Source organism: Allorhizocola rhizosphaerae, from assembly GCF_003426775.1.
In the GTDB taxonomy this organism is placed as follows: Bacteria; Actinomycetota; Actinomycetes; order Mycobacteriales; family Micromonosporaceae; genus Allorhizocola; species Allorhizocola rhizosphaerae.
In genome coordinates, this window is record NZ_QJUG01000018.1 from 43174 (window position 1) to 57123 (window position 13950).

General features: G+C 67.5%; 8 protein-coding genes and 2 pseudogenes. 7 read left to right on the top strand and 3 right to left on the bottom strand.

All coding sequences use genetic code 11. The features are described 5' to 3' along the window. Positions 1-12: 12 nt before the first annotated feature. Positions 13-1401 (bottom strand): annotated as a pseudogene (locus tag DM816_RS05705) (NAD-dependent malic enzyme); the annotation flags it as partial. Between the two features lie 62 nt (positions 1402-1463). On the opposite strand from DM816_RS05705, the gene hflX reads away from it, so the two are divergent. The 3 genes from hflX to DM816_RS05720 all read left to right on the top strand — a co-directional run bounded on the left by hflX (position 1464) and on the right by DM816_RS05720 (position 5063). Then, positions 1464-2852 (top strand): GTPase HflX, encoded by a 1389-nt coding sequence (gene hflX, locus DM816_RS05710; protein ID WP_246001605.1) that lies wholly within the window; start codon positions 1464-1466, stop codon positions 2850-2852. Between the two features lie 285 nt (positions 2853-3137). Continuing rightward, positions 3138-4616 carry a hypothetical protein gene (locus tag DM816_RS43630; protein WP_117209004.1) on the top strand — a complete coding sequence of 493 codons (1479 nt, stop codon included), beginning with the start codon at positions 3138-3140 and terminating at the stop codon, positions 4614-4616. Between the two features lie 3 nt (positions 4617-4619). Continuing rightward, positions 4620-5063 (top strand): hypothetical protein, encoded by a 444-nt coding sequence (locus DM816_RS05720; protein WP_117209005.1) that lies wholly within the window; start codon positions 4620-4622, stop codon positions 5061-5063. Positions 5064-5479: 416 nt separating this feature from the next. Here the strand turns inward: DM816_RS05720 and lexA are convergent, their stop codons facing one another. Then, positions 5480-6145, bottom strand: coding sequence for a transcriptional repressor LexA (gene lexA / locus DM816_RS05730; RefSeq protein ID WP_246001606.1), 666 nt, complete (start codon positions 6143-6145; stop codon positions 5480-5482). 334 nt (positions 6146-6479) lie between these two features. On the opposite strand from lexA, the pseudogene nrdR reads away from it, so the two are divergent. From nrdR to DM816_RS05745, 3 genes and pseudogenes are all read left to right on the top strand, one after another. Beyond that, positions 6480-6938: pseudogene (gene nrdR / locus DM816_RS43635) on the top strand (transcriptional regulator NrdR); the annotation flags it as partial. Between the two features lie 738 nt (positions 6939-7676). Beyond that, positions 7677-10475 (top strand): vitamin B12-dependent ribonucleotide reductase, encoded by a 2799-nt coding sequence (locus DM816_RS05740; protein WP_117209007.1) that lies wholly within the window; start codon positions 7677-7679, stop codon positions 10473-10475. A gap of 285 nt (positions 10476-10760) precedes the next feature. Further along, positions 10761-11660: a GNAT family N-acetyltransferase gene (locus DM816_RS05745; protein ID WP_117209008.1), complete on the top strand. Its 900-nt coding sequence runs from the start codon at positions 10761-10763 to the stop codon at positions 11658-11660. Here DM816_RS05745 and DM816_RS05750 read toward each other — a convergent pair. Continuing rightward, complete coding sequence (locus DM816_RS05750) at positions 11657-12616, bottom strand: helix-turn-helix transcriptional regulator (protein ID WP_117209009.1); 960 nt, start codon at positions 12614-12616, stop codon at positions 11657-11659. The two genes, DM816_RS05745 and DM816_RS05750, sit on opposite strands and share 4 nt — an antisense overlap. Positions 12617-12678: 62 nt before the next feature. Between DM816_RS05750 and DM816_RS05755 the strand changes: the two genes are divergently transcribed. Further along, entirely contained in the window at positions 12679-13836 is a 1158-nt protein-coding gene (locus DM816_RS05755) for an epoxide hydrolase family protein (protein WP_117209010.1), read from the top strand. The last annotated feature ends 114 nt before the right edge of the window (positions 13837-13950 follow it).

Consider the following 13950-nt stretch of genomic DNA (forward strand, 5'->3'; position numbering starts at 1 on the left):
CGCCCCCGTCGAGTGCTGGGCAACCGCGCGCACAGCGCTGGCCACGGCCGGGGCCACCTTCGCGTCGAACACGCTGGGCACGATCACGCTCGGGTTGACCTTGTCTTCGCCCACGGCGTCGGCGATCGCCTGCGCGGCGGCCAGGGCCATGTCGGCAGTGAACTCGCGGGCCTGCGCGTCGAGCATGCCCCGGAACACGCCCGGGAACGCCAGCACATTGTTGATCTGGTTGGGCTGATCCGACCTTCCGGTCGCGACCACGGCCGCGTGCTGCCGCGCGGCGCGCGGATCGACCTCCGGGTCGGGGTTGGCGAGCGCGAACACGATCGAGCCCTTGGCCATGCGCGCGATGTCGTCGCCCGTGAGGATGTTGGGCGCGCTCACCCCGATGAACACGTCGGCGCCCACCAGCGCGCCGGGCAGGTCGCCCTCGTACTGGTCGCGGTTGGTGTGCTCGGCCAGCCACTGCCAGGCGGCGTTCATGTCGGGCATGCGCCGGTGCAGCACGCCGCGCCGGTCGTAGGCCAGCACGTTGCCCACGCCCTGGCGCAGCAGCAGCTTGATGATCGCCGTCCCGGCCGCGCCCGCACCGGACACGACGACCGTCACGTCGCTGAGCTTCTTGCCCACCACCCGCAGGGCGTTGGTCAGCGCGGCCAGCACGCAGATCGCGGTACCATGTTGATCATCATGGAAAACCGGAATGTCCAGTAGGTCGCGCAGTCTCGCCTCGATCTCAAAGCATCGCGGAGCGGCAATGTCTTCGAGGTTGATGCCGCCGTAGACGGGCGCGATGGCCTTGACGATGTTCACTATCTCGTCGGTGTCCTGAGTGTCCAGGCACACGGGCCATGCATCGACCCCACCGAATCGCTTGAACAGCGCGGCCTTGCCCTCCATCACGGGAAGCGCGGCGGCCGGGCCCAGGTTGCCCAGGCCGAGCACGGCCGAACCGTCCGTGACCACGGCCACGGTGTTGCGCTTGATGGTCAGCCGGCGGGCGTCTTCGGGATTTTCCGCGATCGCCTGGCAGACCCGCGCCACCCCGGGCGTGTAAGCACGCGACAGCTCATCCCGGGTTCGCAACGCCACCTTCGGGGTAACCTCGATTTTTCCCCCGAGATGCAGGAGGAACGTGCGATCGGACACCTTGCGCACCTCGACCCCGGAAAGGTGCTCCAGCGCCTTGACGACCTGGTCGGCGTGCTTGCTGTCGGCCGTGTCACAGGTGAGGTCGGCGACCACCCGCACATGGTCGGAGTCGACGACGTCAAGCGCGGTGACGATCGCCCCCGCCTCGCCGACCGCGGTGGTGAGCCGGCCGATTGCCGAGGCGTCGGCGGTGACCGCGACCCGGACGGTGATGGAGAAGCCCGCGCTGGGCAGCCTGATGGAAGACACTCGGGAATTTTAGATGCGGTCCACGCCCGATACATGCCAGCATCGAGGGTGAGGAGGCAAACTTGCATACAGAAGACTCACGGGACCTCGCGGTCGACCTTTCGCTTGAGGAGCGCAACGCTCTGCGCCGCGTGCCGGGTCTGTCCACGGAGCTCGCGGACATCACCGAGGTTGAATATCGCCAACTCCGTCTTGAGCGAGTCGTGCTGGTGGGGGTATGGACCTCCGGAACCATCGTCGAAGCGGAAAACTCCCTGGCCGAGCTCGCCGCGCTGGCCGAGACGGCCGGCTCGCAGGTGCTTGAGGGCTTGATCCAGCGGCGCAGCACGCCCGACGCGTCCACGTTCATCGGGCGCGGCAAGGTCGAGGAGCTGCGCGCCGCGGTCGAGTCCAGCGGTGCCGACACCGTCATTTGCGATGGCGAGCTCTCGCCGTCGCAATTGCGAAATCTGGAGCAGCAGACCAAGGTGAAGGTCATCGATCGGACGGCCCTGATCCTGGACATTTTCGCCCAGCATGCCAAGAGCAAGGAGGGCAAGGCCCAGGTCGAGCTGGCTCAATTGCAATATTTGGTACCACGCTTGCGTGGCTGGGGTGAGGCCCTGTCCCGGCAGGCGGGTGGTTCGGCGAGCGGCTCCGGCGGTGGCGTCGGTCTGCGTGGCCCGGGTGAGACCAAGCTCGAAACGGACAGGCGGCGCATCAACACGCGCATCTCCAAACTCAAGCGCGAGATCGCGGGGATGAAGACGATCCGCGACACGAAGCGCGCTTCGCGCCGGCGCCGTGCCGTGCCGGCCGTGTCGATCGCGGGTTACACCAATGCCGGCAAGTCGAGCTTGTTAAACCGGCTCACCGGCGCGGGCGTGCTGGTCGAGGATGCGTTGTTCGCGACCCTCGACACGACGACAAGGCGGGTCACGACGCGGGACGGGCGCGAGTTCACCCTGTCGGACACGGTCGGGTTCGTCCGTCACCTGCCGCACCAGCTGGTCGAGGCCTTCCGGTCCACATTGGAGGAGGTGGCCGACGCTGATCTGGTGCTGCACGTGGTCGACGGGGCCCACCCGGATCCGGAGGAGCAGGTGCGGGCGGTGCGCGAGGTCCTCGCCGAGGTCGGCGCCGACCGGCTGCCCGAGCTGCTGGTCGTGAACAAGGTCGACGCGTCGTCGCAGGAGACGCTGCTGCGCCTCAAGCACGACTGGCCCGACGCGATCTTCGTGTCGGCGCGCACCGGGCAGGGGCTCGACGAGCTGCGTGAGGCCATCGAGGCGCGGCTGCCACGGCCCGCGGTCGAGTTGTCGGCGCTGGTTCCCTACGAGCGCGGAGACCTCGTCGAACGCGTCCACCGCACGGGCGAGGTGCTGGAGTCCCGGCACGAGACCGGCGGGACCTACCTGCGGGCCCGGGTCAACGCGGAGCTCGCCGCCGAACTGACCGGCTACGCTGCCTGATCGGCGATTTGTTCTGACACACGGGGCCAGCGGTCTTTCAGCCCCGTGTGTCAGACTGTCTCGATGCGGGTAACGGGAGCTCGGATCGGTGTTGTGGCGGTAGTGTGCGCCCTGGTCGGTGCGGCGCCCATAGCCTCGGCTGCTTCGTGGGCGGGCTCGGCAACGACTCCGACGGGTTCCGCCGCTCGTTGGGCGGGCGCTGCCGCTTCTGCTTCGTTGGCAGGCGCTTCTGCTCCTGCTTCCCGGGTCGGCGCTGCCGCTTCCGCTTCTTGGGCGGGCGCCGCCGTGGCGCCGTCGCCCGCGCCGAGCGCCGGTGCCATCCCGAGCGGCCTGGTCGGCAAGACCGTGTGCACGATCACCAACCGGGACGCGGTCGAGCTGTCCGGCATGGTGGTCGCAAACGGAGCGACCTATGTCGTCAACGACGGCAGCGAGGCGGCCGCCCGCAAAAAGGTCTTCAAGCTCGACAGCGCCTGCCGGGTCGTCGGAAACCCGCTCGGCTATCCCACTTCACCGCTCGACCCGGAGGACATGGCCGTCGACGCGAGCGGCACGATTTGGATCGGCGACATCGGCGACAACGATCTGAAGCGCAGCACCATCGCGCTGTGGAAGCTGTCCGGTGACAAGATAACCGGGCCATACCGTCTGTCCTATCCGGACGGCAAGAAGCACGACGCCGAGGCGCTGCTGATCGGCGCCGACGGGCTGCCCATCGTGATCACCAAGGCCGTCAAGGAGCCCAAGACCTACATATATGTGGCCACCGCCGCGCCCGTGGAAAACAGCACGGCGGGCGTGCCGATGCGACTGGCCGGAGAGCTCACGCTGCCCAAGACCGACACCGACAACGTCTGGAAGGCCGACGGTCGCAGGTGGGTGACCGGCGCGGCCATGGCACCCGACCGGAAACGGTTCGTTGTCCGGACGTATGCGGACGCCTTCGAGTGGGAAACCCCGGACGGTGACATCGTCAAGGCGCTCACCACGGGCAAGCCTAAGGTCACGGCGATGCCGGCCGAAATCATGGGCGAGGCGATCGCGTACAGCGCCGACGGGGCCAACTTCTGGACCGTCTCGGAGACCGCACACGTCAGCGACGACACCAAGAAGAAGCCCGACATCCTGTCGTATGTGCCCAACAAACAAGAAGCCGCGCCCCCGGCGGCGCCCGCCGGACCCAAGACCGAGCCGGTGGCGCAGAAGGCCTGGTGGTCATCCTTGATATCCAGTACCGATCGGCTGTACATGCTCATCGGCGCGGTTGGCGTTTTCGGAGCGCTGCTGGTGCTCATCGGCGTGGTGGGCATCCTGCGCGCGCGCAAGCGGCGGCGCGACGAGGAGGAAGCGGACGACGGGCTCGAGGCCGCGGGCGACAACTCGCGGACCACTGTGCTCGCGGCGGCGGGATATGGGTATCAGGATCAGCGCGGGTACGACCAGCGGGGATATGAGCCCGATTACGGGTACCCGAACAACAACAGTGGATATCCGGGTGGCGGCAATCAGGGCAACGTCTACGGCCAGCCGGCGTACGGGCAGCAGGCCCAGGGATACGGGCAGCAGCCACAGGGATACGGGCAACAGCAGCCTCCGGGGTACGGGCCGCAGCAAGGGTATGGCCCGCAACAGGGCTACGGCCAGCCGGCGTATGGCGGATACGAAGACCCCTATCCGCAGCAGCAACAGCAGCCGCAGCAGCAACCTGGATATGGCTACGGCAGCGGTTATCCGGACTATCCCGACCAGGGCTATCACCGGTGAGCCGTGCAGACCGCTGACTACGTCTACTTCCGTGCGCCCGATGCGGCAGCGGCCCTGGCCTTGGCCTCATCCTCGGGCCCAGCGCCCGGTTCCGACGTCGTGCAGGCCAATCGCGTCGAGCCCGTCATCAACCTCGGCCTGCTCGTGTCCATCGCCGAATCCGTTGAGTGGACGCCGGATCTGGTGGCGGAGGACATCATCACGCCAGACTCGGAGCTCGACAACGGCGACTCCTGGGTTTCGGAGTTGGCTGATGAGGGACGCGACTCGCTCGCCCGCATCGACGATGCGCGGATTCCGGAGCTGGTGGACGCCTGGGCCGAGATCGAAGAGTGGGCCGGCGACATCGACGCGGAGTTCCTGCGTTCGGTCCTCACCGAGCTCATCGCGCTCGCCCGGCACGCCCAAACCGCCAACGACCACCTTTACGTCTGGACCAGCCGTTAGACCCGGACGGGACGGGCCCGTCGTAACGCACTCGGCAACGTTCCTGCTGTGGAGCGCCTGCTGCGGGCCGGGATGCGTGATGTCGTCACGGTGGTGCCGGCGACGGGTGGGGTGGCGGCGCTCGCGGCAGCACTCGACCCCGCAGACCGGGCGGCGCTGGAGCGGCTGTGTCACCGGCTGCCCGACCTGCCGGCCTGCCTGACACACGGCGACCTGTGGGCACATAACGTCCTGGCCACCCCGGCGCGAGCTCCCGGTGATCGACCCGACGGTTTTAGCAGGCGGTCTTGTGCCGGAACCTGTCGCAGCGTGGGAGGTCTTGGCGAGGTTTCACGGTGCTTACACATGCGCCATCATCGGGCGGGCGTGGGCGCGGCACCAGTCGATGGTGATGGGCAGCGCCGCGCGGGTGTGTCTCAGACGCGGCGCATGACGGCGACGACCTTGCCGAGGATCGTGGCCTGGTCGCCCGGGATCGGCTGGTATGCCGTGTTGCGCGGCACCAGCTGCACGTGACCCTGGCGCAGGCGGTAAACCTTGACCGTGGCCTCGCCGTCGATCATCGCGGCGACGATGTCGCCGTTTTCGGCGGTGGGCTGCTGGCGCACCACGACGATGTCGCCGTCGCAGATGGCGGCCTCGATCATCGAGTCTCCCTTGACCTGGAGGGAGAACAGCGTGCCCTGGCCGACAAGCTCGCGCGGCAGGGGCAGCACATCTTCAATGGACTCCTCGGCCAGGATGGGCCCACCGGCGGCGATGCGGCCGAGCAGCGGCACGTATGCCGGTGCCGGGCGTCCGGCCCGGAAGGTCTCATCGTCGTCGAGGCTGCGCACATCGACGGCCCGCGGGCGGGACGGGTCGCGGCGCAGGAAGCCCTTCTTCTCCAGCTCCTTGAGTTGGTAGGCCACGGACGACGGGGACACGAGGCCCACCGCGTCGCCGATCTCGCGAACCGTTGGTGGATAACCGTTTTGCTCCACCCACTCGCGGATGACCGCGAGGATGCGCCGCTGTCGGCTGCTCAGGTCGGACTCGGCGAGGTCGCTGGCAGACGCACTGGTCGCCGCGACGGCACGCATCGGTCCCGCGCCCACGGGCGCAGCTGGAGGTCGGCCTGGCCGCGCTCGCTCAACTGGGGACATCTCTGGGGCTCCCATTCGCATGTTCGTGACGGGAAGACTTTAACCGGACAGCACGCAAGTTTCAAACGTCTGTACCAATAGTAACGGTGTTCGAAAATTGCGACTCGCGACACACCGTGTGTTGGCTTGCTTGATCCGCCGGTCGGGGCATAGTGTCTGCACACAACATGTTGTGGTCTATTAGCGCCAACCCTCTATAGATTGGGGATAGCGCGATCACACCATCACTTTGAGTGAGCCTGCCTGGAGAGCTGGAGAGGAGGTCGACGCCGTGCGCTGTCCATACTGCCGCCATCCCGACTCGCGCGTGGTCGACTCCCGCGAGGCAGACGACGGCGCGCTGATCCGCAGGCGGCGGCACTGCCCCGAGTGTGGCAAGCGGTTCACCACGGTCGAGGAGGCCGTGCTGGCCGTCGTCAAGCGCAGTGGCGTGACCGAGCCGTTCAGCCGCATCAAGATTATGAACGGGGTGCGCAAGGCATGCCAGGGCCGGCCCGTCGACGAAGACGCGATCGCCCTGCTCGCCCAGCGGGTGGAGGATGCGGTCCGCGCCCGCGGCGCGGCCGAGGTCCCCAGCCAAGAGGTCGGTCTTGCGATCCTCGGACCGTTGCGCGAGCTCGATGAGGTGGCCTACCTGCGGTTCGCGTCGGTCTATCAGGATTTCCAGTCCGCCGATGACTTCATTCGCGAGATCGAGGTGCTGCGCCGCGCGACCGCTGAGAAGGCGGGCGCTGTGGACGGCCACGGGCCGGCTGAGAAGGCGGGCGCGCCGGATAAGGCAGGCGCGCCGGATAAGGCCGGGCCAGGCGAGAGGGCGACTGCGGCCGACAAAGGCGGGCCAGCAGACAAAGCGAGTGCTGCTGACAAGGGCGGGCCAGCAGACAAAGCGAGTGCTGCTGACAAGGGCGGGCCAGCAGACAAAGCGAGTGCTGCTGACAAGGGCGGGCCAGCAGACAAAGCGAGTGGTGCCGATCGGGCTGGGCCGGCCGATAAAGCGAGTGGCGCAGACAAGGCAAGTGCGGCCGAAAAGGCGGGCACGGCCAGCAAGACGGGGGCAGCCGATAGGGGCGGCGGGCCCTGACGCGCGGGCGGCCGGAAAAGCGCAGCGCGCGAGAAGGGTCGCGACAAAAGAGCGCGAGAGAGACCGCGAGAAAAGCGTGAGGGGCCGCGAGAAAAGCGTGACAAGGGCGCGAGGCGGCCGGTGACAACAACTGGCGGTCGGCGCGAGTGACACGACATGACGCGCCGAGCGGGTGCCGATAAGCCAATGTCAAGGCGCGCGATACGGGCGTGGGTTAGACGTGAACGCAAGGCGTGGACCGAAAAGGAAGCGCGAAACCGGGGGATGCAAGACCGACCGACCGAGCGAGAAAAGGCGAGCGACATAAAGCGAGCAACACACCGCAAGGCAAGACACAGCAAACGTAGACAGGGCAGACATCGAGCTTTCAGCGAAGGGGGCTGGGCGATGGGGGAGAGCGCGACAGCGCGCGACCAGGCGGCGGAGGACGCAGGCAAGGGCCTGACCATCGAGCGCGTGTGGACCAAACCGGGTGTGCATCCATATGACGAGGTCATCTGGGAGCGCCGCGACGTCGTCATGACGAACTGGCGGGACGGTTCGATCAACTTCGAGCAGCGCGGGGTGGAGTTCCCCGATTTCTGGAGCGTCAACGCGACCAACATCGTGACGACGAAATATTTCCGGGGTGCGGTGGGCACGCCGGAGCGCGAGTGGAGCCTCAAGCAGCTGATCAGCCGCGTGGTGAAGAAATACCGTGCGGCAGGCGAGGAGTACGGCTACTTCACGACCGCCGACGACGCCGAGGTCTTCGAGCACGAGCTGACCTGGATGCTGCTGCACCAGGTGTTCAGCTTCAACTCGCCGGTGTGGTTCAACGTGGGCACGGCCTCCCCGCAGCAGGTCAGCGCCTGCTTCATCCTGTCCGTGGACGACTCGATCGACTCGATCATGGATTGGTACAAGGAAGAAGGTCTTATCTTTAAGGGTGGCTCCGGGTCGGGCATCAACCTTTCCCGCATCCGCTCTTCCAAAGAGCTTCTTTCCTCCGGGGGTACGGCGTCCGGCCCCGTGAGTTTCATGCGAGGCGCAGACGCGTCCGCCGGCACCATCAAGTCCGGTGGAGCCACGCGGCGCGCGGCCAAAATGGTGATCCTCGACGTCGACCACCCCGACATCGAGGAGTTCATCGACACCAAGGCGCGTGAGGAAGACAAGATCCGTGCGCTGCGCGACGCCGGGTTCGACATGGACCTCGGCGGCCACGACATCGTCAGCGTGCAATACCAGAACGCCAACAACTCGGTGCGGGTGACCGACGAGTTCATGCGCGCCGTGCGCGAGGGCAAGTCGTTCGACCTGCTCGCCCGGCTCGACGGGAGCGTCATCAAAACCGTTGAGGCCAAAGCGCTTTTCCGGCGCATGGCGCAGGCGGCGTGGGAGTGTGCCGACCCGGGCATCCAGTACGACGACACGATCAACGACTGGCACACCTGCTCGGAGACCGGTCGCATCACCGCGTCCAACCCGTGCTCGGAATACCTGCACCTGGACGACACGTCGTGCAACCTGGCCTCGCTCAACCTCATGAAGTTCCTCAACAACGACAGCTCGTTCGACATCGGGCGGTTCACCAAGTCCGTGGAGCTGGTCATCACGGCGATGGACATCTCCATCTCGTTCGCCGACTTCCCGACGCAGAAGATCACCGAGAACACGCGGGCCTACCGGCAGTTGGGCATCGGCTACGCCAACCTCGGCGCGTTGCTCATGGCGTCCGGCCTGCCCTACGACTCCGACGGCGGGCGTGCCCTGGCCGCCTCCATCACCTCGCTGATGACCGGCACCGCCTACCGCCGCTCCGCCGAGCTGGCGGGCGTGGTCGGGCCATACGAGGGTTACGCGCGCAATGCCATGCCGCACAAGCGAGTCATGGCCAAGCACGCCGAGGCGGCCGGTGCCATCAAGACCGACAACTCGGTCGCGGCGTCGATCGCGGTCGCCGCGTTGCACGAGTGGCAGTCGGGCAACGAGCTTGGCGGGCGGCAGGGCTGGCGCAACGCCCAGGCGAGCGTGCTCGCCCCGACCGGCACGATCGGCTTCATGATGGACTGCGACACCACCGGGGTCGAGCCGGATCTGGCGCTGGTGAAGTTCAAGAAGCTGGTGGGCGGCGGGTCCATGCAGATCGTCAACCAGACGGTGCCGCGCGCACTGCGCACGTTGGGGTACCAGGAAGAGCAAATCGAGGCGATCACGGAGCACATCGCCAGCCACGGGCACGTCATCGACGCACCGGGTCTGCGGCCGGAACACTACGCGGTGTTCGACTGCGCGATGGGTGAGCGGTCGATCGCGCCCATGGGCCACGTGCTGATGATGGCGGCCGTGCAGCCGTTCATCTCCGGCGCCATTTCGAAGACGGTCAACATGCCGGAGTCGGCGACCGTCGAGGAAGTCGAGAAGATGTACCTCGACGGGTGGGAGCTCGGGCTCAAGGCGCTGGCCATCTACCGTGACAACTGCAAGGTCGGCCAGCCGCTGAGCGTGGCGAAGAGGGAAGCCCCCGCAACGGAGCCGGAAAAGGCGGTCGAGCGGGTGGTCGAATACAAGCCGATCCGCAAGCGGCTGCCCAAGAAGCGCCCGTCGCAGACGGTCTCGTTCGCGGTGGGCGACGCCGAGGGCTACCTGACCGCGTCGTCCTATCCCGACGATGGGCTGGGCGAGGTGTTCCTCAAGCTGGGCAAGCAGGGTTCCACGCTGGCCGGGGTGATGGACGCGTTCTCGATCGCGGTTTCCGTTGCGCTGCAATATGGTGTGCCGCTGCGGACCTATGTCGAGAAGTTCATGAACATGAAGTTCGAGCCGGCGGGCATGACCGACGACCCGGACATCCGGATCGCCCAGTCGGTGATGGACTACATCTTCCGGCGGCTCGCGCTGGACTTCCTGCCGTACGAGCAGCGGGCCGAGCTCGGCGTGTTCACTGCCAAGGAGCGCGCGGCGCGGCTGGAGGCCGAGGAGGCGGGCGTCGACTACGTGCCGCCGGCGGCCATCACCAGCAGTTCGCCGGCTGCCGTGCCGGGTCCCGTGGTCGAGCGCGTGGGCTCGTCGACCGAGGCACTGGAGGCGTTGACCGGCAAGGCGTCCGACGCGCCGCTGTGCTACACCTGCGGCACGAAGATGCGCCCGGCAGGCAGCTGCTACGTGTGTGAGGGCTGTGGCTCGACCAGCGGTTGCAGCTGATCGCGGGCGCACCGAGCACGGGCGAGAGGGAGCCGGGCCGACCGGCTCCCTCTCGCCGCGGCGAAACGGGTCCTGATCGAGTGACGTGGGCGACTCACGAGGTGGCGCCGGGACCGGTGTCGCCGCTCGCGCGATAAATGAGGTGGGCGCCGACGCGGTACCGGATAAGATCCTCAAGAATCCACGAGACAGGGAAGGAGGGAATGCGATGTACGCCAATGAAATCGTGCTGGTTCCCTCACACGACGACCGAGGTGACTGGCACGCCTGATCCAGGGAAGTGCCATGACTCAAGCAAGTGACGATCTGACCATCCGCCCGATTGCCGGGCCTGACGAACTCGACCTGTTCTGCCGCCTCCCATATGTGCTGAACGCGGAGCTGGCCGGCGACCTGAGCGCCGGGCGGCGCAGGCCGGAATGGCTGTGGGTGGCGCTGCGCGGCGACCGCCTCGTGGGCAGGCTCGCCTGGTGGGCGGTCGAACCCGGCCGCGATCCCTATGCGATCGACATCGTTGATGTGGACGATGCCGACACCGGCGTGCGCCTGCTTGAAGCGGCGTTCGCGGCGGGCATGCCGAAAAAGCAATACATCCGGTTCGTGCCGCCCGACTGGCGCGAGGGCCCCACACCGTGGCGCGAGGCGCTGGAACGCTTGGGAGCCAAGCTGTTCGTGGAGCGGCTCCGGCTGGAGTGGCGTCCCGGCACGCCGATCCCCGAGCCCACCGGGCGGCTGCGCTTCCGCGAGGTGGGCGGCCGCGACGAATTGATGGACCTGCTGGCCCGGGTGCTCGACGGCACGCTCGACGCCCACAGCCGCAGCGACCTGACCAGCAAATCGGCCGCCGAGGTCGCCGCCGAGCAGTGCGACGACGAGTTCCCGAGCTACAAGGGTCCGCGCGACTGGTGGCGGGTCGCCACGACCCCCGACGGTGACCCGGTCGGGTTCGTCATCCCGTCCAGAAACTCCTATAACCCGATCATCGCGTACATCGGTGTGGTGCCCCAGCATCGCGGCCGGGGCTACATCGACGAGATCCTGGCCGAGGGCACACGAATCCTTGCCGCCCAAGACGTTCCGCGCATCCGTGCGGCCACGGACGTGGGCAACGTGCCGATGGCGAAGTCGTTCGCGCGGCTCGGATACCTCGCCTTCGAGCATCAGGTGGACATGACCTGGGACTAGCGTGCTGAGGCGGCAGCCCGCGTGAAGCGTGCGGCCATCCGGTCGAGGTGGTCGGCGAACTCCGGTGCGTCGATCACCTCGAAGTCCACATCCAACAGTCCAATGTAGAGCGCGAGCATCTGCGGGCTGTCCGAGCCGACCTCGGCGACGCAATGGTCCGGCCCATCGGCCTCCACCGGCACGGCCGGTGGCATGCGCTCGCGCACATATGCCAGCGGTGCGTGCAGCCGCACCCGAGTGAAGAACCGCCACGTCGCCGCGCCTGCTCCGCGCTGGACAAAACTCGACGCGTCGCCGTCGGGCAGTTCGCGCGGGGTAAACCGGGGCCCGTTCGGGATGCGCGGCGTGACCCGGTCGACCCGGAACGTGCGCCACTCGCGCGGCCCGTGATCCCACCCGACCAGGTACCACCGGCGGCCCCAGTTGACCAGGCGGTGCGGCTCGACGTCGCGCCGGCTCGCCGTGCCCGTGTGTGAGGAGTAGTCAAAGCGCAGCCGCTCGCTTGCCCGGATCGCGGTCGCGATCGCGGTGAGCACAGCGGGATCGACGGATGGGCCGGTGCCGGGAACGGTGACGGTGGCCGACTGCAGCGCGTTGACCCGATGGCGCAGGCGCGACGGGAGCACCTGTTCCAGCTTGGCCAGAGCCCGCACCGAAGTCTCCTCAATGCCCGACACGGCGCCGCCGGCGGCGGCCCGCAGGCCGACCGCCACCGCGACCGCCTCTTCGTCGTCGAGCAGCAGCGGGGGCAGTGACGCGCCCGCGCCGAGCCGGTATCCGCCCGCCACACCGGGCGCCGCGTGCACCGGGTAGCCGAGGTTGCGCAGCTTGTCGATGTCGCTGCGGATGGTGCGGGTGCTCACCTCCAACCGCTCGGCCAGCTGCGCACTGGTCCAGTCGCGGTGCGCCTGCAGCAGGGACAGCAGGCGGAGCAGTCGTGCCGATGTCTGCAACATTTTTTGAGGATCCTCCCGATTGCGGAAGCAACTCTTCCGCAATGGCTCCTAGCTTAGGGGTCATGACGAACATCAAGGACTTCCGCATCGACATCCCGCAGACCGAGCTCGACGCGCTGCACCGCGGGCTCGCCGACACCCGCTTCCCCGAGCCGGTCCCGGGCGACAGCGCCGACTTCAGCCGCGGCATGCCCGTGGACGTTTTGAAGGATCTTGTCGAGTACTGGTTGAAGTCCTATGACTGGCGGAGTCAAGAGGCCGCGTTGAACGCGTTCCCGCAATACACCACCGAGATCGATGGCCAGACCATCCATTTCGTACACGTGAAGTCTCCCGAGCCCGGTGCGATGCCGTTGCTGATCACCCACGGATACCCGAGTTCGTTCGCCGAATTCATGCGCATCATCGGGCCGCTGACGGATCCGGCCGCACACGGGGGCGATCCGGCCGATGCGTTCCATGTGGTGATTCCGTCGGTGCCCGGGTTCGGGTTCTCGACCCCGCTGAGCGGGAGTGGTTGGGAGCTCAAGCGCTCCACGGCCGCGTTCGCCGAGCTGATGAGCCGGCTCGGGTACGAGCGTTTCGCGGCCCACGGCGGCGACCTCGGCGCGGGGGTGACTGGCCGGCTTGGTGCGACCCTGCCCGACCGCGTGATCGGCACGCATGTGAACAGCGATCGGGGTTCACTCGGGTTGGTGGGCGAGCAGATCCCCATGCCCGATCATCTGACCGACGACGAGCGCGAGATCGTGGAGGCGGCGCGTGCGGCGTGGAAGGCGGAGCGCGGGTACCTCGATCTGCAAGCACATCGGCCGGAAACGATCGCCGCGGCGCTCACCGACTCGCCTGCCGGGCAGCTGGCGTGGATCGCGGAGAAGTTCCAGACGTGGACCAATCCCGCAAAGTCCCTGCACGAGGCGGTGGATCGCGACCAACTGCTCACGAACATCAGCATCTACTGGTTCACGAGGACGGGCGCGTCGGCGGCACGTTTCCTTTACGAGGCAGCGCATGCGGACGTCGACTGGGTCGCACCGTCCAATGTGCCCAGTGGGTGGGCGGTGTTCAACAGCCATCCGGTGATGCGGCGCATCTTCAACCCCACCAACGCCATCACCCACTGGTCCGATCACACCGAGGGCGGTCACTTCCCAGCCATGGAAGAGCCTGATTTGCTGGTATCGGATGTGCGCGCATTCTTCCGCGGTCTGCGCAAATAGCCACCGGCACGCCACGCCCGGCACAGTGTCCGCGCCCGTCGCAGCGTCCGCGCAGAAAGACCGCGCGGCCGCCGTGGCGGGCGCCGCCCGTAGGGGCCGCGGGTGCTCAGCGCG